The 24481-nt window shown below is 67.3% G+C and carries 28 protein-coding genes; 21 read left to right on the plus strand and 7 right to left on the minus strand.

Going from position 1 to position 24481, the window contains the following annotated elements; all coding sequences use genetic code 11:
• Positions 1–77: 77 nt before the first annotated feature.
• The 5 genes from ACGGCP_RS22315 to ACGGCP_RS22335 all read left to right on the plus strand — a co-directional run bounded on the left by ACGGCP_RS22315 (position 78) and on the right by ACGGCP_RS22335 (position 4683).
• The gene (locus tag ACGGCP_RS22315) at positions 78–1631 is read left to right on the plus strand and encodes a WXG100 family type VII secretion target (RefSeq protein ID WP_392969290.1); all 1554 of its coding nucleotides are present in this window, start codon (positions 78–80) and stop codon (positions 1629–1631) included.
• Positions 1632–1646: 15 nt separating this feature from the next.
• Positions 1647–1985: a hypothetical protein gene (locus ACGGCP_RS22320; protein ID WP_392969293.1), complete on the plus strand. Its 339-nt coding sequence runs from the start codon at positions 1647–1649 to the stop codon at positions 1983–1985.
• Between the two features lie 3 nt (positions 1986–1988).
• A complete protein-coding gene (locus tag ACGGCP_RS22325; protein ID WP_392969296.1) occupies positions 1989–2540 on the plus strand; it encodes a hypothetical protein in 552 nt (183 codons plus the stop codon).
• Between the two features lie 90 nt (positions 2541–2630).
• Complete coding sequence (locus ACGGCP_RS22330) at positions 2631–3890, plus strand: hypothetical protein (protein WP_392969299.1); 1260 nt, start codon at positions 2631–2633, stop codon at positions 3888–3890.
• A 34-nt stretch (positions 3891–3924) separates the two neighbouring features.
• Positions 3925–4683, plus strand: a complete 759-nt coding sequence (locus tag ACGGCP_RS22335) for a hypothetical protein (protein ID WP_392969302.1) — start codon at positions 3925–3927, stop codon at positions 4681–4683.
• Positions 4684–4764: 81 nt separating this feature from the next.
• On the opposite strand, the gene ACGGCP_RS22340 is transcribed toward ACGGCP_RS22335, so the two are convergent.
• Positions 4765–5028: a hypothetical protein gene (locus tag ACGGCP_RS22340; protein ID WP_392969305.1), complete on the minus strand. Its 264-nt coding sequence runs from the start codon at positions 5026–5028 to the stop codon at positions 4765–4767.
• A complete protein-coding gene (locus tag ACGGCP_RS22345) occupies positions 5025–6353 on the minus strand; it encodes a hypothetical protein (RefSeq protein ID WP_392969308.1) in 1329 nt (442 codons plus the stop codon). The genes ACGGCP_RS22340 and ACGGCP_RS22345 overlap by 4 nt, the downstream gene beginning before the upstream one ends.
• Positions 6354–6668: 315 nt before the next feature.
• On the opposite strand from ACGGCP_RS22345, the gene ACGGCP_RS22350 reads away from it, so the two are divergent.
• The 10 genes from ACGGCP_RS22350 to ACGGCP_RS22395 all read left to right on the plus strand — a co-directional run bounded on the left by ACGGCP_RS22350 (position 6669) and on the right by ACGGCP_RS22395 (position 14341).
• Entirely contained in the window at positions 6669–7892 is a 1224-nt protein-coding gene (locus ACGGCP_RS22350) for a hypothetical protein (RefSeq protein WP_392969310.1), read from the plus strand.
• Position 7893: 1 nt separating this feature from the next.
• Complete coding sequence (locus tag ACGGCP_RS22355) at positions 7894–8463, plus strand: hypothetical protein (protein WP_392969312.1); 570 nt, start codon at positions 7894–7896, stop codon at positions 8461–8463.
• A 231-nt stretch (positions 8464–8694) separates the two neighbouring features.
• Complete coding sequence (locus tag ACGGCP_RS22360) at positions 8695–9009, plus strand: type VII secretion target (protein WP_392969315.1); 315 nt, start codon at positions 8695–8697, stop codon at positions 9007–9009.
• A 7-nt stretch (positions 9010–9016) separates the two neighbouring features.
• On the plus strand, positions 9017–10024 hold the full coding sequence (locus ACGGCP_RS22365; RefSeq protein WP_392969318.1) for a hypothetical protein: 1008 nt from the start codon (positions 9017–9019) through the stop codon (positions 10022–10024).
• A complete protein-coding gene (locus tag ACGGCP_RS22370; protein WP_392969320.1) occupies positions 10014–10556 on the plus strand; it encodes an SUKH-3 domain-containing protein in 543 nt (180 codons plus the stop codon). The genes ACGGCP_RS22365 and ACGGCP_RS22370 overlap by 11 nt, the downstream gene beginning before the upstream one ends.
• 2 nt (positions 10557–10558) lie before the next feature.
• Positions 10559–11083 (plus strand): hypothetical protein, encoded by a 525-nt coding sequence (locus ACGGCP_RS22375; RefSeq protein ID WP_392969322.1) that lies wholly within the window; start codon positions 10559–10561, stop codon positions 11081–11083.
• Entirely contained in the window at positions 11080–11385 is a 306-nt protein-coding gene (locus ACGGCP_RS22380; RefSeq protein ID WP_392969323.1) for a hypothetical protein, read from the plus strand. Before ACGGCP_RS22375 ends, ACGGCP_RS22380 begins: the two co-directional genes overlap by 4 nt.
• A gap of 130 nt (positions 11386–11515) precedes the next feature.
• The gene (locus ACGGCP_RS22385) at positions 11516–11884 is read left to right on the plus strand and encodes a hypothetical protein (RefSeq protein ID WP_392969325.1); all 369 of its coding nucleotides are present in this window, start codon (positions 11516–11518) and stop codon (positions 11882–11884) included.
• A gap of 44 nt (positions 11885–11928) precedes the next feature.
• A complete protein-coding gene (locus ACGGCP_RS22390) occupies positions 11929–12699 on the plus strand; it encodes a hypothetical protein (protein WP_392969327.1) in 771 nt (256 codons plus the stop codon).
• 19 nt (positions 12700–12718) lie between these two features.
• Entirely contained in the window at positions 12719–14341 is a 1623-nt protein-coding gene (locus ACGGCP_RS22395) for a hypothetical protein (RefSeq protein WP_392969328.1), read from the plus strand.
• 79 nt (positions 14342–14420) lie between these two features.
• On the opposite strand, the gene ACGGCP_RS22400 is transcribed toward ACGGCP_RS22395, so the two are convergent.
• The 4 genes from ACGGCP_RS22400 to ACGGCP_RS22415 form a co-directional block, all read right to left on the minus strand.
• The gene (locus ACGGCP_RS22400) at positions 14421–15086 is read right to left on the minus strand and encodes a hypothetical protein (RefSeq protein ID WP_392969330.1); all 666 of its coding nucleotides are present in this window, start codon (positions 15084–15086) and stop codon (positions 14421–14423) included.
• 14 nt (positions 15087–15100) lie between these two features.
• Positions 15101–16099 carry a hypothetical protein gene (locus ACGGCP_RS22405; protein WP_392969331.1) on the minus strand — a complete coding sequence of 333 codons (999 nt, stop codon included), beginning with the start codon at positions 16097–16099 and terminating at the stop codon, positions 15101–15103.
• Positions 16100–16504: 405 nt separating this feature from the next.
• Positions 16505–17755: a hypothetical protein gene (locus ACGGCP_RS22410; RefSeq protein ID WP_392969333.1), complete on the minus strand. Its 1251-nt coding sequence runs from the start codon at positions 17753–17755 to the stop codon at positions 16505–16507.
• A complete protein-coding gene (locus ACGGCP_RS22415; RefSeq protein ID WP_392969335.1) occupies positions 17756–18988 on the minus strand; it encodes a hypothetical protein in 1233 nt (410 codons plus the stop codon).
• 196 nt (positions 18989–19184) lie between these two features.
• On the opposite strand from ACGGCP_RS22415, the gene ACGGCP_RS22420 reads away from it, so the two are divergent.
• The 5 genes from ACGGCP_RS22420 to ACGGCP_RS22440 are packed head-to-tail and all read left to right on the plus strand — an operon-like array spanning position 19185 to position 22270.
• Positions 19185–19517, plus strand: a complete 333-nt coding sequence (locus ACGGCP_RS22420) for a YbaB/EbfC family nucleoid-associated protein (protein ID WP_392969337.1) — start codon at positions 19185–19187, stop codon at positions 19515–19517.
• A gap of 2 nt (positions 19518–19519) precedes the next feature.
• A complete protein-coding gene (locus ACGGCP_RS22425; RefSeq protein ID WP_392969339.1) occupies positions 19520–19915 on the plus strand; it encodes a YbaB/EbfC family nucleoid-associated protein in 396 nt (131 codons plus the stop codon).
• Positions 19916–19944: 29 nt separating this feature from the next.
• On the plus strand, positions 19945–20598 hold the full coding sequence (locus ACGGCP_RS22430) for a hypothetical protein (protein ID WP_392969341.1): 654 nt from the start codon (positions 19945–19947) through the stop codon (positions 20596–20598).
• Positions 20599–20603: 5 nt separating this feature from the next.
• Positions 20604–21437, plus strand: a complete 834-nt coding sequence (locus tag ACGGCP_RS22435; protein WP_392969343.1) for a hypothetical protein — start codon at positions 20604–20606, stop codon at positions 21435–21437.
• Positions 21434–22270, plus strand: coding sequence for a hypothetical protein (locus tag ACGGCP_RS22440; protein WP_392969346.1), 837 nt, complete (start codon positions 21434–21436; stop codon positions 22268–22270). The genes ACGGCP_RS22435 and ACGGCP_RS22440 overlap by 4 nt, the downstream gene beginning before the upstream one ends.
• Here the strand turns inward: ACGGCP_RS22440 and ACGGCP_RS22445 are convergent.
• The gene (locus tag ACGGCP_RS22445) at positions 22267–23469 is read right to left on the minus strand and encodes a hypothetical protein (protein ID WP_392969349.1); all 1203 of its coding nucleotides are present in this window, start codon (positions 23467–23469) and stop codon (positions 22267–22269) included. The two genes, ACGGCP_RS22440 and ACGGCP_RS22445, sit on opposite strands and share 4 nt — an antisense overlap.
• Positions 23470–23560: 91 nt before the next feature.
• Here ACGGCP_RS22445 and ACGGCP_RS22450 point away from each other — a divergent pair, with 91 nt between their 5' ends.
• Entirely contained in the window at positions 23561–24475 is a 915-nt protein-coding gene (locus tag ACGGCP_RS22450) for a hypothetical protein (protein ID WP_392969351.1), read from the plus strand.
• Positions 24476–24481 lie beyond the last annotated feature (6 nt).

The following is a 24481-nucleotide window of genomic DNA, read 5'->3' on the forward strand; positions in this document are numbered from 1 at the left end:
CGGCGGTTCACTTTCCTGGCGTCCTGTTGCTACCGTGAACGCAACCGGTCCCCCTTGAAGCCGCGAGGTGCGTGTCGATGAGCGACAACTCGATCGAGTCCTACGACGGACTCGACGCCGCCGCCCCCTCCTTGAGCGCCCCCGCCTTCGGCGACGTCGCGGTCGGCGGGGCCGCGCCGCCGCCCCCGCCCCCGCCGGACAACACCGGCATCGTCCCGGTGCCGATCCGCCCGGCGTGCTCGAACGCGAACTGCGGCAACCCGACCGAGCACCCGGCCGAGAAGGACTGGCAGCAGCTCATGTCGGCCGTGCCGGTCGAGCGGCAGCTGTACCGCCTGCGCCCCAAAGAAGCCGGGATGGCGTTCCCGACCGAGGCCGACTTCCGCGCCGCCGTCGCGGCCGTCCGCCCCGAGTACGCCGACGCGCACTCGCTCGAGCACCTGCGCAACGCCTGGAACGACAACGTGACCGGCAAGCTCGCCGACTGGTCCGAGCGGCTCAAGTCCAACCTGAACGACCTGGCCGAGGGCTGGTCCGGCACCGACTTCGAGGCCTTCGAATCGGCCTGCACGCAGACCCGCGAGCTCGTCGACGACCTCATCGACGACATCGACGCGACGGTCGCGAACCTGCAGTCGACCGAGGAGTCGCTGTACTCGATACAAGGCGGCGACTCGGGCGAGATCCCTTACCCCGCACCGCAGTTCTGGATCGACGGCGACTGGCACAGCTGGGTGTCCGTGCACGTCAGGCCCGCCTGGTGGCACGGCGACTGCATCGAGTACACCTGCCAGGACGCCGAGCACGTGCTCGCGCTCGGCGGGGCCGAACCCGAGCTGGCGACCGAGATCATCGACTACATCGACGAGCGCATCCTCCACTACATCGACTACTACGCGAGCCCGGTGAACATCGAGCGCGACGGCCTCGACCCTTCGAAGGGCCTCACCGTCGTGGAGGCCAAGGAGCTCGCCGTAGCCGACGCGATGGAGCACTACGGGACCCTCGTCGAATCGAGCTGGGGCGCGTACGACTCCCGCCAATCGGCGTCCAATGAGGACATTCAGCAGCGCAGCACGGACACCGACGCGGAGGACCGCTCCGTGCGCACCGTGCGCAGCGACAAGGAGTACCCGGCGACCGCCGACCCCGCGTACATGAACCTCGAACCCCCGCCGATGGAGCAGCCCGCCGCCACCGCGCAGCCCATGGCCAGCGAAGACCCCTCCCTCGACCCGCCCGCGGGCGAGACCCCCGAACCCGACCAGCCCGCTCCCGAACCCGACCCGGACGAAGAGGACCCGAGCGGCGGCCTCGCCTCCGGCGGTTCCGGTGTCGGCGGGGGCGGCGGCTTCGGCGGCGGATCCGTACCGTCGACCGCCGCAACGGGTTCCGGCGCATCCTTCGGCAGCTCGATGGGAGGCGCGGCCCTCGGCGCAACGGCGGCGGGCGCCGCCGCGGCCGCGCAGGCCGGTCCCCGTTCCTCGACCGCCATGATGGGTGGAGGCGGCGGCATGGCAGGCGGGCGCGGCATGGGCGCCGAGGACAAGGACCGCGAACCCGACGTCGACCTGGTCGAGGACGAGAACATGTGGGGCTACGTCAACGAAGACGACGACCCCTACGCGTAGAGAAGGAACCCTGACATGTCCACGCGCGCATTCGACCCGGCCGCCCTCGAGCGCTACCGGCAGTTCCTCGCCGAACTCCTCGAAGAGCTCGAGAACGAGATCATCCCGTCCCTCTCCGAAGGCGACCTGAAGAAGGCCCCCGCCTTCGGCACCGCCCCCGGCGCGGCTGAGAACGCCGCCGTCGAATACGCCGACTTCCACGCCACCACCTGGCGCAACCTCCAATACCTCCGCGGCACCCTCCACGGCCTCATCGCAGGCCTCCAAACCGCCATCGATACTGGCGGCACCGTCGACCAACAAGTCGCCACCGACATAGCCCGCCTCACCGAGGGCGACGACCTCTACGCCTGACCCATGACCGACCTCGACGAACTCCGCGCCCTCCTCGGCGCGCCCCGCTACACAGGACCGGCCTTCGACTGGGACGCCGCCAGCGACGCGCTCGGCGCGACCATCCCCGCCGACTTCCGGGCTTTGCTCGACACCCTCGGTCCGGGCCTGATCGGCAACGACACCCTCCTCCTCGCGCCGGGCGCTTCCCACCCCAGCTACGACCAGATCGCCATGCACCGGGAGCGCCGCGCGGGCCTCGACGAGATCTGGGAGTTCGAAGCCGAAGACCCGCCGGAAGAGCGCAGCAAACCCGCAGTACTCGACGAGCACGGCGTCGAGCCGATCCTCTGGGCCTCTTCAGGTCTCGGGTACTACCTCCATTGGATCGCGGTCCCCGGCCAGGACCCTGCGACCTGGCGGATCGCCGTGGACATCGCCCGAGGCGGCGAATGGGAGTTCCTCCCCGGCACGGCCACGGAGCTCCTGCTCGGACTCCTCAGCGGCAAGACCGACAGCTTCTACCTCGGCTACTTGCGAAAGCCGGAACAGCACCGCTTCTCTCCTGCCCACTGACCTGGCCGAGCGAAAATCGAGTGCATAGCCCGCGGGCCGATTCTTGGTAGTTTGTGTTGGTCTTGTTTCCACTACCCCCGTGGAGTCGTAATGACCGAGCACGAGCCCATCAAGATCGATACCAATACGAACGACTGGAAAGAAACGGCCGACAATGCGACCGGTGACATCCGGCCTGTCGGTGCGATCATGTCCGCGCCCGGCCTCAGCCACCTCGAGAGCATCCGCAGCAACATCTGGGCCATGGGCGAAGGCGACGCGGCGAGCATCGCTGGTTCGTGTGTGGGCATTACCGGCACGCTCCTGGACTTCGCCGCCAAGATCGGATCGTTCGGCTCGCCGTCCGCGGCACTCCAAACCGTCGTCTCGATGGGCTTCGACATCGTCCTGGCGCTGGTCCAGCCACTGGAAGACCTGCTGCACATGGTCAGCGGCGACCCAGGCGGCATGCGCGACAAGATCGACCTCTGGGGTCGCATCGGGGAAGCGCTCCAACAGCTCTCCGGCGACACTGCTGAAGTCATTCCCGAGATCGACGGCTGGTCGACCGTCGACGGGCAGGTCGCGAAGACGAAGCTCGACGATCTCGCGGCGACACTTGACGCGCTCGGGAAGAACACAGGCGGTATTGAGCAGCTGCTGGGTCTGGCCCAGACGATGGCGGAACTCATCAAGGAAGCCATCAAGTGGGTGATCAGCTGGCTGATCACCAAGCTCATCGAGTCCGCGATCGCGGGCGCAGCCGGTGCCGTCGTCACTTTCGGGAGCTCGGTCGCCGCGGCCATCTGCAAGATGGTCGGCGACGCCATCTCGGCGATGTTCAAAGCGCTCGGCTTCACCAAGAACGCCATGAAGATCGCCAACAAGTTCGCCGACATCTGCATCGCGATCTCAGGATCCCAGACACTCTCTATGACGAAGGGCGTGCTGCTCACCGCAGGCGGCGCGGTCGCCACTGCTGCGGGCAACGCGGCGCAACCGCTCTTCTCCACCCTCGGGCACTCCGACACGGCCATGCCGTCTTCCACCTCCGTCGTCGAGGCGGGGATCATCGTCGCCGACATCCAGGCGATCACCGACGCAGAGACCAAGCTGCGGCCACTCGCGACCGATGCCACCCACATCGCCGACGTCGCCCGCGAGACCACCGACGGAGAGCTGACCTGGGGTATCTGTGCGCTGTTGTTCGAGGACCGGTACAAGCAGACCGCGAACGACCTCACCGGGCAGATCGAGCTCTGCGAGACCGCTCTGAGCGGCTCGGCCGACAAGCTGAAAGCGAGCGCTGAGGACTGGGAAGCGGTTGACCAGGAGATCAAGGAGGCCTTCGACGGGCTGATCCCCGAATGACCTTGCGCGAGACTTCGGATGGAATGGTGTGAGTATGGAGATCGACGGGACGGCGGTGTTCAACGCGGTCGTGGTGGCGTTGCTGGTGGCACTCGTGGTCGCCGTCGCCGTGACCTACGGGCGACGGGCCCGCATCATCGCCGCGCAGACACGCGAGGTTCCGCGATGGGCGGGCGAGCACGGATTCACGCTGGTGGACGACGCTGACGCGGTACGCGCCACCGGGAGACGACAAGGACTTGAGGGTACCGACGCCAAGCTGTTCGCGGGGATCGCGGCGACGCCGTTCGAGGACAACGTCAAGCTGCTGCTTTACCGGCCGACTACGGGCCACTGGGTCGTGCAGCACGGCATCCGGAACGGGAACCCGCGCCGGGCGCGGCCCCGCACGGCCCTGGGCATGGCGCTGGACTACCACTGGGCCGACGCGGTCGCGATCAGCCTGCCCGGCACCGCAGGGCCCCTGCTCATCACACGCCGCCACAGGATGCGCGCCTCGCTGTGGATCCACCGCCGCCTGCGGCTCGCGACCGGAGATTCAGACTTCGACCGGGAGTTCGCCGTGCTGGGAGCCGATCCCGCGTACATGGCACTCGTTCTCGACGCAGGGGTGCGCTCTTCGCTCCTGAACACCGGCATCCCCGCCAGGACGGTGCTGGTGCTCGACGGCAAGTGGTGCTACGCCGCGCGCCATGAACCTTTGCGCCTCGCCACCGTGCCCGACCGCATCGCACTCGTCACCGCCTTCGTGCAGTACCTGCCTAGTGCGGCTTGGGGTCTTCGCGATCGATAGCCTTCCGCGACTTCCGGGTGCTAACTCGGCTGGTGCGCCGCCGGGCGACTGCCCGGCGGCGCACCTCTTGTCGTGGTTGGTTTAGTTGTCGCAGTTCCGGACGGTCGCGTTCCAGATGCGGGCGGCCTCGGCGATGAGGAGTGTGCAGTGAACCCCGGCCCAGTCGGCTTCGATCGGGGCCGAGATGCACAGGGCCGGGTGGTCGGAGTCGAGGCGGATGACAGAGCCGATGGCCGCGTCGTGGTGGTCGGTGATGCGGACGCGTGCCTGGACCGGGATGACGGCGAAGGTCAGCGCCCGCTCGCTGATCATGATGGTTTCGGAGTCCCTGGGGTGCTCTGTCACGCGGTGCCTCCGATGCCGAGGATGAGGATGCGGCCGGTGTCGAAGGCGTGGTCAAAGGCAAGTTCCCAGGCGGTGACGTAGTCGGACCTGGGGGCGGGCCTGGGCGAGAGCCTGGGGCGTTTCTGGCTCGGTCGCACACGCCAGTGCGCAGCGCTGTCGCGCACGGCCGCAGCCAGATCGTCGCTCGTGCGGGTCTGGCGTTCGGCGATGACCTTGCGGGCGGCGCGGGCACCCCCGATCGCGGCGGCGATCGCGGCCCCGGGCCGGGGCGCGTGCTCCGGATTTGCCGCTCCAGCGCTTTCCCGCACTGTGACCAGTCGGGGCGCGTGTTCCAGCCGCATCACCGCGATTTCCTCGGGCGCTGGGAACGATTGCGGCGCAACCGATCGAGCGGTACCCGGTCCGGGCCTGCACCCGCTCGTCGCCAACGGCTCGGGCATCGCGACCAGTCCGAGTCCGACCACCCACGCGACCCACCGCAGCGCCCACACGAGGCGTTCGCGGAAGTACGGCTTCTCAGGTGCGAAGTGCGCGGCGCGCAGTTCGGCGGACTTGACGATGAACCGATCGAACGCGTCCTCGCGGGGCTTGGAGAACCGGAACTCGCCACCGGTGTCCGTTCCGCTTTGCCGGTCGACTTCGCACGATCCGCTGATCCAGCCCGCATCGCGCGGATCAGAGTCGCCCGATCCGCCACGGTCCCAGAAACGCCGTGCGGAGCGGCCGCCGTCGTCGTCCTCGGGATCGGAGGGAACCGGCCGCCAGCCGGTGCCGGTCGTGGGCGGGGGACGGTCCGAACCGCCACCGCTGCAACGGCCGTTCCTGCGTGGCGGTTCCTGTTGTGGCGGTTCGGGTTCGGGCCAGTCGGATGTCCCGGGATACCAGGCGTTGCCGGGGTTCGTCCAGTTCTCGGCAGGGAGTGGGTCGGGGGTTTCGTCGCGGCGGTGGCGGCCGGTGCGTTCGTCCTTGTACCAGCCCGGGGAGCCGTACGGGCCGGGGTCGAACGGGTCGTGGGGGCGGTTCGAGTCGATGATCCAGGTGTCGCCGGGCCTGTGGCGCAGGTGCATCGGTTCGTAGCGAGGGCTGCGGGGGTCGGAGTCGGGTGCTTCGAGGTCGCAAGCGTCGGGGTTGTGCTGGTACCGGTACGCGCCGGGGCACATCGGGTCGGGCTCGCCGTCGGCGAGGAACAGGCGGCGGCCCGCCCAGTCGTAGTAGCCGTTGCCTTCGCCCTGACCGGTGATCGCGGTCAGCGGAGCGCCAGGGCCGAGACGATCGTGCTGGTAGAACGGTTCCTGGACCAGGACGCGCATGCGTGCCTGGTTCACGATCGTCGCGTTTTGATGAGTTGCGCTACGCCTGTTTTCGCGTAGGGTGGTCTGTGCCATGGGAGGCTCGCCTTCCTGGTTGTGAAGGTGGGCCGCCGATTCGATTGGCGTTGGAGAAGGCGGCCCACCGGACCGTATTCAGTTGGTTCATCAACGTGCGCTTCGCACGTGTCCCGAGGTTGACACACGACGCAGAAGCGGTCAAGTGCGACACGCCGTCATGTACGAAAGTGTCTAGACGCGTACTAACCCTGGGCTAGATGAACAGCAGTAGGCTGGCGGAAAACGAAAGCCCCCCACCTACAAGGCAGGAACATGTCGAGCATTCCAGTCGTGACCACCGGCACCAGCCTCGCGCAGAACATCTGGGGCACCATCGCCGGCGACGACCGCCTCTCCTCCGCCGCGGCAATCCCGGGTGAAGTTCTCGGACTCGCGACCGAAGGCCTCATGGCCATGAAAGACCCCGTCTACGCGCTCGCCTCGGCCGGGCTCAGCATCGTTCTCGAACTCGTCGAACCCTTCAACGACGCGATCGAGTACGTCTCTGGCTCCCCCGACGACATGAAGAAGGTCGAGGAGGCATGGGGAAAGGTCGCAACCTCGCTTACCACCCTCTCCTCCGACACGAGCTCCGCTGTCGGCGAGAACCTCACCCAATGGCAGGGCCAGGCCGCGACCGCCGCCCAAGAGCAGTTGGACGCGCTGTCGGCGGCGATCGCCGCCGCTTCCAACGAAGCATCGAACGTGGCACAGATCGTCAGCTGGTGCCGGATGCTCGCCGAGGCCATCAAAGCCGTGATCGAGTCGATCCTCGCCGAGCTCGTCTCCTGGCTCATCACCCGCGGCCTCATCGCACTGGCGACCGGGCCGTGGTCGTTCGGAGCCAGCGTCGCCACGTTCGTGCTGTCGGCGTTCTACAAGGCGACCTCGATGTTCCTGCGCGCCATGAACAAGGTCAAGCACGCAACAGGGATCTTCGGCAAGATCCTGCGCGTCTTCTTCGACCAGGCCCTCAACCGCAAGGGTCCGTTCCACGTCACCGCCGGACAGCCGTTCGGCATCCGCGACAGCCTGAACTACTCGCTTTGGAAGGGCGTACTCATCAAAGCCGGAATCGGTGGCGGCGTGAGCCTGATGGGCAATGCGTCGCAGGCGATCGGCGACTTCTTCGACTCTCCTGCAGCACCCACAGGCGGAGGTGGAGGCGGAGGCTCGACCGGGGCAGTGGCGGTCGACCTGGATGAGCTCGACGGCCTGCAGTCCGCGCTTCAAGGGCTGAAAGGCCAGGCCGAAGGGATCAGCTCCCAGGCAGGGGAAGTGCTTGCCGAAGAGATGACCTGGGGCGTGCCGGGCTGGGTCGGGCTCGACGGCCACTACTCGTCCACAGCCGAGGGCCTGCAGGAGGCGATCGGCGAGATCGGTGCCGCGTTCGACGGACACGCGATGCGCATCGGCGACTGCCGCAGCGACTATGCCGCCTGCGACGAAGAACAGGCCGACGCGCTGAACAAGCTCATGAGCGAACTCGGAGCCTGACATGACCGGTCGCGAGTACGACCTGCGTGAGGACGCCCGCAGTCTGGTGGTCGGCCAATGGCTCAAGGAGGGCGAGACCCTGCGGGCCTACGCCCCGACCGGCCGAGGGAACTACCGCTCGGAGATCCGCGGCTTCCCGTCTCCGCTTTGGCGTACCGCGACCGGAATCGGCTGGGCCGCAGCAAAACTGGCGAGCCCGATCGGAATCGTCACCGGGGGAGTGCCCTACTGGAAGGAACTCCGCCGCTTCGAGGGCTACCCGCCCGGCCTCATCGCTTTCGGCGACGGCCGGGGGTGCCGAGCCGCTCAGCTGCTCGGCACCGGCCCGCACAGGAGCGGCGTCTGGATCCTCACGCACCAGCGCTTCGCGTTCGCATCCGACCGAATCGAGTCGGCGAAGAAGCGCCCAGGCGGTCTGCAGCGCTCCCTCGACCTCAGCGTCTTCATGGACACGGTCGTCGAGGTCCCCGCGGCCCAGTTCACCTACGAGGACCGGGTCACCCGCGGTGACGCCGTCTACCTCCGTATCCGCTTCCACGACGGCTCCGGAGTCGAGATCCACACCCGCTGACCGCCGTGGCGCTCGCTGTGGATCCACGCAGCCTGCGGCTCGCGACCGGAGACACCGACTTCGACCGGGCGTTCGCTGATCGCGCCTGTGCCCCAAAGGCATACAGATAGGGAACCCCACAGCGGGTGCCACTTCGGTAACATGTTGATCGCTCACAACACCTGACTGACGTGGAGGTCCGGTTGTCCCCCCACCCCTTGCGATCCCCTTCGCCCCTGAAAGAGCCTGTCGTTGAGTGAGATCCTGGTCGACCCGGACGGACTCCGCACCGGTGCCCAGAAGACTCGGGCCACCGCCCCGAAAATGACCGCGATGACTCCGAAAGTCGGCCGTGGCGCCAACACTGCCAACCAGAGCAACAGCGGCTATTTCACCGGTGAAGCCGCGAAGCACTTCTCGGACCGCTTCGAAGAGGCCATGACCTCGCTCAAGGACAGCATCGAGACGCAGACCGACCTGATCAAGCGCGCCGCCGACACTTGGGCGGACGCCGACGAAGCCGCCGCCAAGGACCTCAACGACCTCGCCACGGAATTCGACAGGTAGGAGCAACATGCCGACATTCCAGCAGGCCACCGCCTCCAAGCCCGGAAAGCTCGAAGACTTCGGCGGCGACCTCACGGCAGCCGCCGACGACGTCAAAGCGGCCCGTCGCGCGTACACCAAGCAGATCGACAACTTCCGCGGCACGGCGGACAGCTCCAGCGGCAGAATGTGGAAGGGCGACGACGCAGAGGCCCTAGCGCGTCAAGTCGACCGACTCGCACTTACCGCCAACACCAACCGGGTCATGACCGAGGCGGCGGGCAATGCCCTCAAGGTCCTCGGCACGACCATGAAGGCGACCGCAGAAGGCCTCGACCAAGGCAAGGACATGGCGGAGAAAGCGGGCTTCAAAGTCCTGGACGTTCCGTTCGTCGTCCCCGGACCGCGCCACTACCAGCAGGCCGCCAACGCGGGCTATGGCGCTCCGGCGGTCATCGCGGCCTACTGGAGCATCGCCGGGGTGTACACCTCGGCCCTCATCTCAGGCCTGGTGGCCCTGAACGGCCAGGACGCCGGGGCGAGCGCCCAACTGCAGGGGTTCGCGATGTCGCTGGGCACCACCGACGTCCTCCCGTTGGACACCTCGATCGGCGCCTACCAGGCCGGCCCGCTGCCGTCGAACCCGAGCGACCTCGCCCGGACCGCCGTCGACTCCTACTGCCAGCAGCAAGACCTCCCACGCTCGGAATTCGACCCGCGCACCACCGCGGCCATGGTCGACCCCAACGGGAACATCACCTACGGCCCGAGCGTGCGTCATGAGCGGATCAATGACCCGGCCGTCCAAGAAGCGCTGGACAGGGTTCCATTGGACGAGCAGTCGAGATCGCACGGGTACTGTGCCGAGATCGGCGCCCTCAACGCGGCGCAACCCAGTCGCAACGACGTTCGCGGCAGCGTCATCGCCACGATGAAGAACCGTGGAGCGAACTCGAACGATTACCGCTCCGCCCACCCGCCATGCGGCACCTGCGCGCACGTACTGAACCAGTTCGGAGTTACCTATGCTGATTGATTTTGGGCCTCTCTGGGCGAACGAGTACGTACGGGCCGCGCTGCAGATGTCGGGGTGGGACCCGGACCGCCGAGTCGACCCCAGTGCGACCATCGACCGTCTGGTGGCTGAGGGGTTCACCTGCAACCCTTACGCCGTCGAGATCCTGCAAAGGTTCCACGGCATCAAGATCGACCGCGAGGAGCCCAAGGTTCCAGGCGCCAAGTACGGCCGCTCAAGAATCGCGTTCCTGCCCTACGGCGACCCGATCGACCTGCTCGAACTCGTGAACAACGTGGGGGAGTCGATCGGCGCGTCGATTTTCCCGATAGCCGATGCCGATGACGGACTCGGCCTCATCCTCGTCGGTGACGACGGCCAGATCTACGACTCCAGACAAGGCCAGCTGCACAGAGACGGTGCCACCTTCACGGAAGCCCTCATCCGAATGATCACTCGCTACGACTACCCGGACTTCCTGGGCGGTTCGCTTCCGCCATGGTGGATAACCAAAGGCCTCGCCAAACCGAAACCGATCCAGCGCAAGGAGTAGCCATGGTTGATCGCCACGAAGACGACGACGATGAGTACTACGACGACCCGTACGAGGACCGGTACCTGCCCGGCGGTTCGCCAGAGGACGCCGCCGCCATCGCCGCGCGCTGGCAGTTCCCGGCTGGAGGCAGCCATGAGGAGCAGCTGGCCTTCATGCGCGAGGCGGCGGACTCGCTGCCGCCGCACATGCGGGACGCCGCCATGGCCCAGGTCGAGACACTTCCTTCTGCAGACGAACTCGCGGCGCTCACAGCCCAGACGAGCGCGCTGCAGGAGGCCGTCGGTGACATCACCGAGCAGCGGTTCGAGGGCTGGGACGAGGCGGGCTCGACCCGTTTCGTGGTCGGTTTCGACGGTGAGCCGCAGGAATTGGAATTCACGCAGATCGCCGTAGCGGCCCGCAGCCCGCAGGCGCTCTCGGCGGCGATGGTCGAAGCTTGGAACACCGCGGTGGCGTTCCGAGACGAGGCCGCGCTCGACGTCAACCGGGCGATCACCCGGATCAAGGAAGAGGGGCAGGCATGATCGATCCGAACCGGATGCTGCGCGAATCCCTGGACAGGACGGAACGAATCCAGGCCGAGCTCGCGGCCGAGAGCGGCCGCGTCTTCGAGAGGGTCTCCGAGACCGGACTCTGCCGGGTCTTCGTCGGCCTCGACGGCAACCTTCTCGACGTGGTCTTCTACCGCACTGACGTATTCGGCATCGAGGAGCCCTCGGCCGTGTCGCAGGAGATCCTGGTAACGATCAAAGCCGCCCGAGCCGAGGCCGCAGCCGAGTCGAGCAGGATCGTCGAGCGCGTGCTATCGACAGACGGGACGGGCTGAGCCCGTCAGCCCGTCTGAGCTGTATTTCTGCCGCGGTTTTGCCTGGACTGTACGGGTTGCGAGCCCCTGATAACCTGAAATCCAAGCCAGTCCCGCCTACTGGAGCCCCTACCTCCCCCAAGGAGTCCCGATGTCTCAGCGCGAGTTCGATCCGGAAGCCGTCGCCGATTTCCAGCGGATCCTCAAGGCTGACCTCGACTTCATCGAGGAGCAGATCATTCCCCGGATGCGCGACGGCGACCTCAGCTACATGCCGGCGTTCGGGCTCGAAGGGGTCGACGGGAAGAAGACCGAGTACCAGACCAGCTTCGCGTCGACCTGGACCGATGTGCAGAACATCAAGGTGACCATCAAGAAGATGCTGGAAGCGCTGGACGAGATCGTCAAGCAGAACGCGGAGACCGAGGACTCCAACGTCACCGAGATCGAGCAGTATCTCAGTGTCGGGGAGTCCGTCCCGGCCGAAGCACCCACGACCAACTACTACGACGAACTGTGATCCGGCCGCTCCGGCGCAGATACTAGAGAGGAACCAGTCCAGGCATGTTCAAGCAGCGTATGAAGGTGTTCTCGGCGGGCCTAGCGGGAACCGCTCTGGTACTGCTGTCCGGTTGTTCGGCACTGACCGGCGGAGGCGACTCGGACAACGGAGGAGACTCCTCTGAAGGCGGGTTCACCGACGTCACCGAACAGGTCTCGAGCTGGGACATGTGCGAGGTACTTCCTCTCGACCCGATCCGAGACAAGGCCGCCGCCACGACGTATGCGGAGGGACCGAATCATGTCCCTATGGGTACTGCCTTTAACGCTGAAGCGGTCGGTTGCCGAGGCGAGATCGAGATTCCCGACACGGACGGCACGACCCACTGGATGCAGGTCCACCTCAGTGTCTTCCCCGGGAACTCGGCCGAACACGTCGACGACATGTGGTCGATGCGCCAGGACGGCTGGTATCGAGACAACGTTGAGACGAACGTCGAAGATCTCACCGCCGATGACCTCGTGGTCGACAAGGATCTCGATGGTGCGTGGGACCAGGCGCATGCGTACGCGATTCTTGGGACGGTCGGCGAGCGCTCGGGCGCTGCGGGTTCGATGATCGTCGATGCCCGTACGGAAAACTACATTGTCGAGGCTTACTTGACAATCCCGACGGATGCGGAAAAGACCGCTGCGGCCCGGTACGGACTGAGCCAGGAAGAGATCGACGCGCGCACAGCTCTTGCGTTCGATCGGACCGAACTGGTGAATTGGGTTGCGGACGAGTACATCACCACGATGTTCGAGGCAGTCAGTAGCCAGATCGAGTCCTGATCAAGAGGAGCACCCCACTATGGCGGAAGAAGAGGTCGAGACCCACGAGGGTCCGAAAGAGCACGAAGCAAAGCACTACGAGCAGACCACAAGGTGTCACTCGGACGGATGCTCGCTGGGACGCGCCCAGGCGGACACTGACTGGGAATCATTGATGGCCGGCGTCTACAGGGGTGGCCAGAGCTTTGCTTTGGAGAATTCCGGACACCGCTACGCCGCCCCCAGCGACGCTACATTTCAGGCCGTTCTCGCGGCCATCAGGCCGAGCGAAAACCACGCCATCGAACCAATGGTCACGGGTTGGCGGGAAGTCAGCAAAGACCTGAGCGACTTCGAAGAGCGGCACAAGTACAACATCGAGCAGCTCTCGAAGTTCTGGACCGGTGACGACTTCGACTCCTTCATCGAGACCAATGACGAGTTGAAGACCCTGGTCTTCGACACCGTCGACAAGATCGACAGCGTGGCAACCTCGTTGGACCAAGCAGGCCAGGAGATCTTCACGCAGCAAGGCGGCGACACGGGACATATCCCCTTCCCCGAGCCGCAGTACTACGTCAAGAACGGCGGCTGCGGCGAAGCCAAGATCCACTTCCGTCCCCCGTGGCATTCCGGTGACTGCGAGATCATGGACGACGAGAAGGCGGCCTTCTGGTTCGGCGGCGGCGCCGCTGACGGCGGCACCGGTGACGGGAACACCAACTGGGGCGAGGAAATGTTCGTCTCGGCCGACGAGTGGCGGCAAGGACGCGTCAACTACCTCGTGCAGAACGGCATGGACCAGGCCGAAGCGCAATCCATCGCGGATGGCGAACTCGACGACTGGATCTTCTACGAGCGAGAGGACGTGGCGGAAGCCCTCAAGTCCGCGTCGGAGCGAACCGCCGACGACATCTCCGTGCGCAAGACCAACCAGGAAGGCGGCGTCAACGAGACCGAGTACGACGCCACACCTGGTAAGCCCCCGGCGATCACCGAAGGCGAGGAGCTGGAGCAGCCGCCGAACCTGACCAACCCGAGTCCTCCCGGATCGCCGAGCATCCCCGGCGGCATGAGCGACATGCCTTCGGCTCAGTCGCCGGGCGACTTCTCCGGCGACCTCGGGACGCCTGACACGCCCCCGAACGTCGGTACCGACCCCGGTAAGTACAACCCGGGCATCGACACGGGCGGCCTCAACGACGACAACCCGTGGGAGTCCAACGTCCCCGACCCCGACGACATCTCCGGTGGTCTGGCCTCCGGCGGTGGCGGTCTCGGCGGTCTCGGTGGCGGCGGCCTCGGCGGTGGCCCTGGCGGCGGTGTCGGCGGCGGTGCCGGTGGCGGTCTGGGCGGCGGCGGCCTCGGCGGCGCCATGGGTGCCGGTATGGGCGGCATGATGGGCGGCGCCGGTGGCGGCCGCGGTGCCGGCGCGGGCGGTGGTCGCGGCGCAGGCGGCCGGGGTGCCGGCGGCCCCAAGGGCATGGGCAAGGGCATGGGCGCTGGTGGTGGCCGCGGTATGGCCGGCGGCATGATGGGCGGCGCCGGTGGCGGCCGCGGGCCGATGGGCCAGGGTGAGGGCGAACAGGAAGCCGGCACCTGGCTGACCGAGGACGAAGACGTCTGGGGCATCGGCAACGAAGAAGAAGACCCCTACGCGTAAGGAACTAGTCAGGAGCGGCATCGGTTTGTCGATGCCGCTCCTGCTCTCTGTGTGAAGAGTGAAAGGCCGATCTGGCCGCTCAGCTGTGCTGCGGCATCATCGCCGTGGGCAGCGTCCCAGCGATGAAGTCGAACCCTGAACCGTCGCTGAGCAGGACCCGGTCGTACACAGCCTCACGGGGAGTGAACTTGCGGCCGAACCGGTGTTGAACTCTTGCGAACTGAACTTCTCGCAGCCCGACCTGGAACTCGATCGATGGGGTGATTGGTTCGAGCGGCAAGGCTTCCGCTCCGAGCCGGCGGGTCATGCGCTTTCGCTCGTCCGCGTCAGCAATACCAGGAGCGAAGCGGGCGTAGGCGATCCGGTGATCCGTAAACACCCACAGTCCCGGGGCCGCGGTGAGTTCGGGGTCCTTCGGGTCGATGATCGCTCGGCATGAGGGCCGTGGGCCGAACGCGATCACCCGCGGTGGAACCGGATTACGCGAGTCGCCGGTGAGGCTGATGTTGCCCCCGCTGCCGAAGACGATCAAGGCCGCCAGCGGAAGCGCCACGACTGCGAGCCAGGACCGCGAGCCGTCCGAAAGCCTGCCTTTCACGTTGAACCGCTGGATGCCGCCTTCGGCGTAGGCTGCAAGGCCTTCACCGGGATTGCGGGCCTGCGATGCAAACCAAGCTGCGCCATCGACCAGCGGGTTGAATCGACGGTAAGGCGCTGGTTCGGGGCGCTTCCGCTGCTTTGCCATGCACTACCGCCGTCTCAGTTGAGGTCGCTGCCGATGGAGTCGAATGCGCTCGCCATCTCCTCGTCAGCGGCACGATAGTCCTCCGCACACTGGCTCACCTTGGTTGCGTTGCCGTTGAGCGCGTTGGTGATGTCGCCACCGATCTCGTCGATCGCGTCGCAGCTGTCCTGGTACGCGCTCTCCATTCCCATCACGCCGGGCAGGCCCCAGGTCATCTCTGCCACCGCCGCGTCCTGCGCCGCCTGGTGGAGGGACTCGCTTCGACCCGCATGTGTTTCGAGGCTGGACTTGAGCTGGTCGAGTTCGGCGGGGTCCACCGAGATCTGGCCGGGGGCGCTGCTGCCACCGTCGATCCAGCCGGACTCGCCGCGGATGGAGGTGTAGGTCGAGTGCGCGTTGAGAGCCGGACTGATCGCGCCCAGGCCGCCACCGATGAGCGCCTTCATCATGACCTCTTTCCAGAGCTTCTTCGCCGGGTTGCCGCGGTACGAGGTCTTCGAGAGGATCTTGAAGAGGGCCTTGCCAATCTTGCCGAAGATGTTGAACGCCTTCTGCAGCTTGCTCAACGCCTTCGTGAACATCATCGAGCCCTTGATAGAGGCCCGGACGACGAATCCCGCCACCGAGGAGCCGAATGTGGCGGGGCTGAGGGCGAGCGCGACGAGGCCGTTGGTGAGCAGCCACGAGACGAGTTCTGCCAGGATCGACTTGATGACGGCGTAGATCGTCTCGGCCAGCGTCCTGGCCCAGGCCAGGAGTGACTGTACCTTCTGTGCGTCCGTCGACACTCCCTGGACGATCGCGCCGAGGGCCGCGATCTGGTCGCGCGCCGCATCGGCGTCCTGGCCTGCCCAGGTCGGGATGTCGCTCTCGACGCTCGCCCCGATCTCTTCACCGAATGCGCTGTATGCGGTGGCGATCTGTCCCCAGCGCTCCTCGGACCGCGCCATCTCGTCCGGGTCGCCGGAGACCATCTGAATCATGTCGTCGAGCGGTTCGACCAGGGCGAGCACGATGGAGAGGCCGGCTTGGGCGAGCGTGTAGAGGGGATCTTTGATCGCGAAGGCGGCTTCGAGGCCCAGGACGGCGATGTCGCCTGAGATCGTGGCCGCGTCAGAGCCGAAGCCCTGGTCGTTGCTGTTCGCGTCGATGATGTCGTTGGTGGTCTTGTACAGGCTCTTGACGACCGGCGTGCGCTCGGCGATGCTCTCTGCGGCGCCGGGAGTCTCGGGTTCCGGGTAGCTGTCGATGTCGGAGCCGTACTGGTCAGAGAGAGCTGTCAGACAACGTCGTATTCCTCTGCGTGTGTCAACGATGCGGCCCCGGGTTCAGTTCAACGCTTCGAACATCTGATGTATCGCGGAGTCACAAGGAGGAATCTCAGATTACAGCCGTTTCGCAAACCGGGCAGCACACGGTCATTCGGCGAGCCAGCGGCGGGCGGGGACCCAATCGGCTGCTTTCTTGTTGTCGGCGTTGACGAACGCGCCGACATCGCTCTGCGGAGCTTTGGCGGTCCACTGTGCTATCTCGGGGCGGAGGTCGGTGAACGTGCCGGCGAGTTCGTCCAGGACGCGGAAGACCCGGACCGGCACGTGGATCACCGTCATGTCGGCGACGGACGCGACCTTGAAGGCGAAGTCGAGTTCGGCCTCGTCGTCGCCGTAGACGACGCGGCAGCGGTGCTCGCCCGCGGCGAGCGGGTAGTACCAGGCGGCCCAGTCGCTCGGCACTTCGGTGCCGTCGATCCAGGCGCGCACGCCCGCGGCGTGCGCCAGCGCCAGGTCTTCGCCGGTCCCGGTGTAGGCGGCGGTGCCGTTGGCGCGGCGGGCGAGCCGGTAGAGGTAGAGGTCGAAGACCATGAGCGGTCCTCGAACGGTGCGGCCGGAGGACCATTCCTTGGCGTCGTACGGGGACGGGAACGCCACGGCGGGGCCGGTCAGCGGTGCCGCGGCGGGAGCGACCCGGGCGACGGTGAGACGGTTCGCCTTGGCGCGCTTGTGGAGTCGTCCGGTCGTGCGGAAGGCGAGGGCGGTGCCGGTGATGAGTGCGGTGAGCCCGATGAACACGGCGGCAGCGAAGGAGATCTCAAGGGCCGTGCTCTCGGCGAACTGCGAGGTGACGGCGGAGGCGACAATGAGCAGGATGCCGACGACCGCGGTGAGGCAGCCGATGCCCGACTGGTTGGCGGCTCGCTGGGAGAGGACCGGGATGAGGTCGGTGGCGTCTTTGACCCGGTACAGCTGCGTCCGGTAGTCGACCTGGTTGCGGACGGCGACGCTCTGGCCGGTCGTGAAATGCGCTGTTTCGCCTGCCGCGACGGTGAACTCGGTGGAGGCGGCGTCGTAGCCCTGCACTTCAAGGCGGTGCCGTCCGGGAGCGATCTCGAACTGGTAGCGCCCGTCCCCTGCGGCGATCGGGCGGCCGTCGAGCAGCAGGATCCCGCAGGCGTCCAAGGACGCGGCTGTGCAGACGAGGACGTCGACGAGGCCGCTCCCGGCGCTGGGCGCGAGTGTGGCGGAGCGGCCCTCGCGGTAATCGGGGATCGAATCGAAGCGCATCGCGGGTGCGCCCGGTGCTTCGTGGCGCCGTCCGGCGGCGTCACGGTAGGCCGCCTGCGGGGTCGAGTCGATGTCGTCGGGCCCGGTGAACCCGTGTCCGGACTGCATCTAGCCGTTGAGCCCGTCGATGATCGAGGAGTCCGAGGGACCCCCTGCTCCGGCGAGGTTGCCGACCATGCCGATCGACTTGATACCGGCCTCCGACAGCGGGTGGGCGGCCTTGGCGAGGGCCTCGACGACGCGGCCGAGGATGGTGTGCGCCTGCAGGAACGCATCGACGGCGGTCTTGTACCGCTTGAGCGCCAGGACGATCGACTGGATCGCGGTCCGGATCATGTTGAGCATGGCGGCGACGGCGGCGCCGCCGAAGGTCACCGCGGAGAGCGGGCCCGCGGCCGCCCAGGTCATGATGGCGTTGCTGGCCCATTTGGAGATGATGTCGAGGAGCGTCTTGCGGATCAGGGTCGCGATCATCTCCGTCAGCTGGAGCAGTCCCTGCATGACCTGGATCTTGTCGCCCACGTCGATGACGGCTTCGGCGAACTGGGCGATCTTCTCGCGGGCGGCGTCGCCGTCCTTCCCGGCCCACTCGGTGAGCATTTCCTCAGGCACCTTGGCGATCGCCTCGCCGATCGGCGGCAGGCCCTCCTTGATGGGGTCCCAGCGCTGGATCTCGGCGTTCATCCGCTCGCCGTTGCCGGTGACCATGCCGACGAGGTCGTCGACCGGCTGGATGAACGAGACCGCGAAGTCGAGTCCGGCCGAGATGAGGAACATGAGCGGGTCGGTGGCGGCCTGCGCGAAGTCGTTCAGCGTGCCGAGCACGGAGTTGGAGACTTCGGCGACGGCGCCGACGAGCTCGCCCGCGTTCTCGGCCTTGCCGACCTTCTGCACCTTCTCGCCGATGTCCATGACGCCGAAGACCGGCTTGGCGTAGGACTGCTTCTTCGATTCGCCGATCTCGAACATGTCGAAGCTGCCGTCGCTCTGGGTGAACGTCGAGCCGCCCCATTGGATGCTGTCGCCGATGCCCTCGGGGTCGTACTTCGAGAACTCCTTGGCGTTCTCGAAGTCGATGTTCTGCCATGCCTCGCGGCACTCCTTGAGGCGCGTCGCGTGACCTTCGAGGCCCTCGACGGTCATCTCGAACATCTCGCGGAGCTCGCCGAGCATCTGGTAGTAGCCGGGGGAGAAGAACAGGCCGGGCACGCCCCAGGCCATCATGTCGAGGCCCTCGTCGTCGGCCTTGCCCTGGAGCTGTTGCGCGGCCGGGAGCTGGTCTTTCAACTGCTGTTCGGCCTGTTCGAGTTGCGATGGCGTGATGCCGACCGGCTCGCCCATGGGGGATCACCTCGGTTGCGGGGACTGGTACGGGTTCGAGCCAATATAGGTCACTGTTAACTGCTGGGGCCAGTGGCGGTGTTGTCGCTTCTTTCCGTGCGCGCTAGGCACCCCTCGGTGAGAGGTGCAGGCCCCGGTTAGCATGCAGGTGAACCGCGGGCGAAATGCGAGCGCGGCGAGATCGAAGGGAGGCGCCGTGGACGCGGATCCGACAGCGGACATGCAGCGCAAAGCGGGTGAGATCCAACGTCTCGCCGCCGAGGCCGAGGGCGAGGCGGTGAGCGAGGACGGCAAGGTGCGCGTCGTCGCAGGCGCCGCAGGGAACATCAAGGTGCTCGACCTGCGGCTCAGTGCGTTCGAGCTGAGCGGCGTCGAGCTCGGCGAAGTGATCGTCGAGACCATCAAGGCCGCGGAGCGGAAGGTCCAGGCCGACCTGTCCGCGGAGATGAGCCGGATCATGGGCGTCTCCGTCGGCGAGGACGTGTTCGGCGGCGGCCTCACGCGAATCGAACCCGAGACGGAGGCCTGACGATGAGCGACATGAACCGCGACCCCCAGGAGATGATGCGGCGTCTCGAGCAGATGCAGGCCGACGCCGAGCAGATGATGGAGCGGTACAACCGGCTCGCGGACGAGATGGGCGCCGACCGGATCGAGGTCGTCTCCGACGACGGCCTGCTTCGCGTGAAGCTCGACGCTGAAGGCAAGGTCGCCGAGATCGGGATCGACGAGTACGCGATGCGGATGCGCCAGAGCCTGGGGCCCGCGATCATCATGCTCATCGAACAGGCCAAGGCCGAGTACGGGGTCAAGATGACCGAGATGGCGCAGTCGCTGCTGGGCGACCGGATGGACGTCATGGGCATGGTCCGCGACACGCTTCCCGAGCACATGCGCGCGAGTTTCGACCGCGAGCACGGGCGGTAGCCGACGCCCCCGGCTGTGAAGGCCCCCCGATGCCCCGAACCCCGAAATTCGACCTGCGCCTCGACTCGCCGGGCCTGCTCGACCGGCAGTGGCTCGAGCCCGACGAACGCGTCATCGACTGGATCCCGCAATGGAGGCTGCCCGTATTCGACGGTGTGCCGAAGCCGCCGTGGACAGGTGAACAGGTCCTGCGCCGCACGGCCCGGGTCGCGCTGCTGACGCTCTTGTGGATCGTCGGCTCGGTGGTGCTGCTGATCGTGCTCGCAGTCATCGGTGAAGGGCTCAGCGGTGCGAGTTCAGGCGGCCCCGACGGCAAGAAGACGAAAGGCCCCGACGTGGTCCTGCGCGGACGGGGCCGCGAATCGATGATGGGCCGGATGGCGACGCCCGCGCTGCGCTGCCGTGGGCTGTGGGTGTTCACGAACCGGCGGATCGCGTTCATCGAAGTGCGGGCCCGCACCTGCGGGAAGTTCCTGAGCGGCAGCGGCGAGCCGAACGAGTACACCGAGCCGGTGCCGATCCGGACGCTCATCGAGGTGCGCGACGCGCAGTACGAGTACGAAGGCGAAGTCGATCGGCTCCGCCGGACCCGCATCCTGCGGCGGTACAAGCCCGCAGGGGTGTACCGCCGGATCTCGTTCACGGACGGCTCGGGCATCGACCTGCGCCGCTACAGGAAGTAGCCCTGATGCACGCTGATTACCCGTACGGGCCGAAGGAGCCCGGCAGGATCGAGAAGACGCTAGACATCGCCGCGAAGATCCTCGACGACCCGTTCCCCGACCCCGATGACGACCTGCGGCGCGAGCCCACGCCCCGTGAGATCGGGCGGACCTGGGTCGAGCACTGGCGTGACTTCTCGGGCGGCGAGAACTTCGCGTACCGGGGCGGGGTGTCCGCGCCCGGATTCGACCCGGGAGAGCGGCTGGCGGCGTTCCTCGACGACATGCGGGCGCTGCGGCTGCCCCTCAACGAGGTCACGGGCTTGTGCGAGGGCTCGTGGGACGGCGTGCCGTTCACGACCTTCGACACGCTCAACTTCGGCGCGGCGGGCACGCACTGGCCCTACCGGTTCGTCTGCACGCCAGTGCGGGACGAGCGACTGGAGGTCGTCCACGACCAGGCGCTGCGCAAACGGCGGCCGTACCACGTCGAGTGGTACCCGCGACTGGGCGAGTACAAGCTGTTCACCGGTCCCTGGAACGAGCCCGACAGCGTACTGAAAGTGCCTGGAGCGCTGAAGAAGCACGCTCTCGGGCGCGGGTTCGCCAAGGCCGTCGAAGGCGCGGCCGACCGGTTGACGATGCCGAAGCTGCACACGACGTCGCTCGACAAGGCGAACGCCCTCGCCGCGGTGCCGTTCGAGCGGGACCCGTTCTATGTCAGCTGGGCCGTGCGCGGGCGTTGGCTGATGGTCTTCCGGGCGGAGGCGCGGCACGTCCCGGCCGAGCCCGAGAGCGCAGTCGCCTCGCTGCTGAACGCGCTCACAGCGGTACACCGGCTCTGGGAGTCGGCGCGGTGAGCGGGACCTGGGCCGGAGGCCCGGACGACCAGGAGCGCAAGTGGCACCGGCTCGACAATGCGGTGTTCTTGACCGATCTGGTGTTGGGCGATGCGACTCTCGATCCTGCGACGACGAAGCTCGACGAGGTCAATGCCGACGCGCGGATCTGGAAGACGAACGCTCGCGCCAACGGGTACGAGTTCGTCGACGTGAAAAGCGACGCCGAGGCGTTCGCGCTGCCGCAGTGGGCGCCTGTGCTGGAGCGCTTGCGTGCGTTCGGGTTGCCGGTGCAGCGGGTGCGAAGCCTGGTGCGCGGTGAGCGCGGCGGGGTGCGGTTCGAGAACCTGTGCGTGTGCGATGCGGATGAGGACGGGAAGGTCCTGCCGTACCGGGTGTGGGTGCTGCCGCTCGCGGCGCCGCTGCCGGAGCTGATTTGCGACTACCGTTCCAGCCGTGGAGAAGTGCCCGACGAGGCGGCCTGGTGCGAGGCGCCCGGCGAGTTCGCGAGGGCCGCCGGGTTCAGAGCCGACAGGCCTGTGATCAAGGAGGGCCGGTTCACGAAGAATCTCATCGGCCGCGCGATCGCGGGAAAGGTCAACGAGTTCCTCGACACCTCAGTGCAGGTCACCGTGTGGGCCAGGGATGCCGGGGTCGCGCAGCGGGTGGCAGAGGCCGCCCGGAAGGAGCGGGACCGGCGCAGAGTGGTGTGGCTGTCGCGAGGCGGATGGTTCATTTACGCGACGCCGGACCTCGATCGGGGCGCCGACGCGAAGAGCCAGCAGCACCAGTACCTGTTCGCGCCCAAGCTCGTCGAGCTGCAGCGTGAGTACGCCGCTCTGCTGAACGGCTAGGCGGGTTCGAGCCAGAGGCGGGGTTCGTAGGATTCGATGTCGCCGGTGGCGGGGCGCCAGACCGCGTAGACGTGGGCTTCGGCGTGCACCGCAGTCGCTCGGCCCGCATGGGCTTCGATGCGGAGGTCGCGCTGCTTCTCCGGGTTGCCGGTGTGGCGGGCCGGGATGTCGAGGTTGAGCGGGCGGCCGTCGATCGCGACGGTGACCTGGTAGGCGCCGGTGGGGACGAGGTAGCGCCAGTGGCCCCAGGAGGCGGGCCGCTCGGTGCCGTTGATGTAGACGCGGGGCGGGCGGGTCCAGGCGCGGGCGAGGAACGAGCCGTGCGCGGCCTTGCGGTGGCCCGCCCACAGGTGCCTGCCGCAGGTGAGGCGGAGGTCGATGGCGGCCGTGCCTTCGGGGAGCGGTGGGAGCGCGGTGGGCTTGGCGCCCAGGTGGATCGCGTCGGTGCCGTGCGGGACGGGCTCGCGGGGCGCGGCCTGGCGTTGCGTTGCGAGGTCGCGGTGGTACTTGGCCTTGGCGCGGCGGTACAGGGGCAGGCCGGTGACGATGAGGACCACGGCGAGGACGCCGAGGGCGACGCCCGAGGGCAGGTGCCAGTCCTCGCTGGGGAGTCCGATCATGGCCCCGCTCATGGGAAGGCAGCAGATCAGGGAGGTCAGCGCCAGCCAGGACCAGCACCCGGCGCTCGTGGGGATGAAGTCCCGCGTCTCGGGGAGCTCGCCGAAGACGGCGCGGCCGGTGGCGGGGTCTTCGAAGAACTGGAGGGTGTACGTGCCGCCGTCCGTGATCGCGATGTCCACAGGGTCCACTGTGTAGGTTGATTGGACTTCGACGCGGTGGGTTCCGGCGAGCAGCACCAGGTCGAGCTGGCCGTCGCCGACCGAGACCGGGACGCCGTCGACGCTGACCACCGGGGCGGCGCCGCCGCCGTCGGCGAGGACCGAGAGGACCCCTTCGCCAGGGCCGGGCTGGAGCCCCGGTTCGCTCAGGGCCCGGACGGGCGCGCGGTTCGGCAGGCCCGTGCGCGGGTCGCTGCGGGAGGCCGAGGGGCGGGCCAGGGCCGTGATCCGGTCGTTCAGGACGCGCATCTCGCTGTCGCCCAGGCGGAGCGGTCGCGGCCGGGCGTAGGCGTCCTCGCGGGTCCGGTAGGCGGCGAGGCCGGGGCGGCGGCGGGGCAGGTCGTCGCGCTCGGGGGTCATATGGGTCCTTTCGACGGGGGTAGGGACAAGATAGGCGACCCCGGCTCCTCTGGGTGACCGGGCGGTGGCCCCAGACCTGTATCTTGCTCGCATGGGAATGAAAGACCGCCTCGAGCAGATGAAGCAGCGCGCGCAGGAAGCGGGCAAGATGGTCGTCGACGTGGGCGTCGACGCCGCCCGTGAGAAGCGCGACGCCGCAGTGGGACTCGCCAAGAGCAAAGTGGACGCCGCCACCGGGTATGCCGTGGAGAAGCGCGACGGGGCGGTCAACTACGCCGTCGAGAAGCGCGACGGTGCCGTCAACTTCGCCTCCGACGCGAAGACCGCGTTCAAGGAAGGCGACCTCGAAGACCTGCTCAAGCGCCTGCCGCTGCCCGCCTCCCCGGTGCAGCAGGAGTGGCAGTGGAGCCTCGGCAAGCTCATCACCTCGGGCAACAAGCCCCCCTTGGGAACCGGGATGCTCCTGGGCCTGCTCGACAACTTCGGGACGATCGACATCGGCCCCGAGGAGGTCGGCTTCGACGGCGCGACCGCCAAGTGGCACAAGGTGAAGGCGATCCGCACGCGTTCCCTGGACGGCATCATCCAGAAGCTCTCCACCGACTCCTTCACCGAGAGCATCGAGAACCTGCTGCCGCCCGTCCCCGGCCGCGGCTGGGTCTCCGAGAAGGCCACGTCCGCGATCTTCACGATCTGGGCGATGGTCGCCGACCTCGCCATCCGCGACCCCGAGGCCGGCCGCCGCCAGGTCGTCTGCGAGATCGAGTACAAGGGCTGGATCCGCACGAAGGAGGCCGAGACCGGGTTCTTCACCGGTCCCGTGATGGCCCTGCTGCCCAACCTCGACCAGGTCTTCCGCGACGAGGCCGCCCGGCGCGGCGTGCTCGTCGAGCAGGCCGAGCAGACCGCGATCGAGAACGCCGAGGCGCGCGTGGCGTGGCTGCGCGAGAAGCACGCCGCGATCGCGGCCAAGCGCGAAGAGGCCCGCAAGCAGATCGAGTACTGATCCGCC

The sequence above is a fragment of the Glycomyces sp. NPDC048151 genome, assembly GCF_043202775.1.
GTDB lineage: Bacteria > Actinomycetota > Actinomycetes > Mycobacteriales > Micromonosporaceae > Glycomyces.

Bases quoted from the DNA above. Each gene is read 5' to 3' on its own strand.
- ACGGCP_RS22390 (WP_392969327.1), top strand. From the start codon at position 11,929: ATGTTCAAGCAGCGTATGAAGGTGTTCTCGGCGGGCCTAGCGGGAACC.
- ACGGCP_RS22380 (WP_392969323.1), top strand. From the start codon at position 11,080: ATGATCGATCCGAACCGGATGCTGCGCGAATCCCTGGACAGGACGGAA.
- ACGGCP_RS22370 (WP_392969320.1), top strand. From the start codon at position 10,014: ATGCTGATTGATTTTGGGCCTCTCTGGGCGAACGAGTACGTACGGGCC.
- ACGGCP_RS22355 (WP_392969312.1), top strand. From the start codon at position 7,894: ATGACCGGTCGCGAGTACGACCTGCGTGAGGACGCCCGCAGTCTGGTG.
- ACGGCP_RS22320 (WP_392969293.1), top strand. From the start codon at position 1,647: ATGTCCACGCGCGCATTCGACCCGGCCGCCCTCGAGCGCTACCGGCAG.
- ACGGCP_RS22315 (WP_392969290.1), top strand. From the start codon at position 78: ATGAGCGACAACTCGATCGAGTCCTACGACGGACTCGACGCCGCCGCC.
- ACGGCP_RS22445 (WP_392969349.1), bottom strand. From the start codon at position 23,469: ATGACCCCCGAGCGCGACGACCTGCCCCGCCGCCGCCCCGGCCTCGCC.
- ACGGCP_RS22385 (WP_392969325.1), top strand. From the start codon at position 11,516: ATGTCTCAGCGCGAGTTCGATCCGGAAGCCGTCGCCGATTTCCAGCGG.
- ACGGCP_RS22415 (WP_392969335.1), bottom strand. From the start codon at position 18,988: ATGGGCGAGCCGGTCGGCATCACGCCATCGCAACTCGAACAGGCCGAA.
- ACGGCP_RS22395 (WP_392969328.1), top strand. From the start codon at position 12,719: ATGGCGGAAGAAGAGGTCGAGACCCACGAGGGTCCGAAAGAGCACGAA.
- ACGGCP_RS22335 (WP_392969302.1), top strand. From the start codon at position 3,925: ATGGAGATCGACGGGACGGCGGTGTTCAACGCGGTCGTGGTGGCGTTG.
- ACGGCP_RS22450 (WP_392969351.1), top strand. From the start codon at position 23,561: ATGGGAATGAAAGACCGCCTCGAGCAGATGAAGCAGCGCGCGCAGGAA.
- ACGGCP_RS22375 (WP_392969322.1), top strand. From the start codon at position 10,559: ATGGTTGATCGCCACGAAGACGACGACGATGAGTACTACGACGACCCG.
- ACGGCP_RS22410 (WP_392969333.1), bottom strand. From the start codon at position 17,755: ATGCAGTCCGGACACGGGTTCACCGGGCCCGACGACATCGACTCGACC.
- ACGGCP_RS22350 (WP_392969310.1), top strand. From the start codon at position 6,669: ATGTCGAGCATTCCAGTCGTGACCACCGGCACCAGCCTCGCGCAGAAC.
- ACGGCP_RS22365 (WP_392969318.1), top strand. From the start codon at position 9,017: ATGCCGACATTCCAGCAGGCCACCGCCTCCAAGCCCGGAAAGCTCGAA.
- ACGGCP_RS22425 (WP_392969339.1), top strand. From the start codon at position 19,520: ATGAGCGACATGAACCGCGACCCCCAGGAGATGATGCGGCGTCTCGAG.
- ACGGCP_RS22330 (WP_392969299.1), top strand. From the start codon at position 2,631: ATGACCGAGCACGAGCCCATCAAGATCGATACCAATACGAACGACTGG.
- ACGGCP_RS22325 (WP_392969296.1), top strand. From the start codon at position 1,989: ATGACCGACCTCGACGAACTCCGCGCCCTCCTCGGCGCGCCCCGCTAC.
- ACGGCP_RS22435 (WP_392969343.1), top strand. From the start codon at position 20,604: ATGCACGCTGATTACCCGTACGGGCCGAAGGAGCCCGGCAGGATCGAG.
- ACGGCP_RS22400 (WP_392969330.1), bottom strand. From the start codon at position 15,086: ATGGCAAAGCAGCGGAAGCGCCCCGAACCAGCGCCTTACCGTCGATTC.
- ACGGCP_RS22430 (WP_392969341.1), top strand. From the start codon at position 19,945: ATGCCCCGAACCCCGAAATTCGACCTGCGCCTCGACTCGCCGGGCCTG.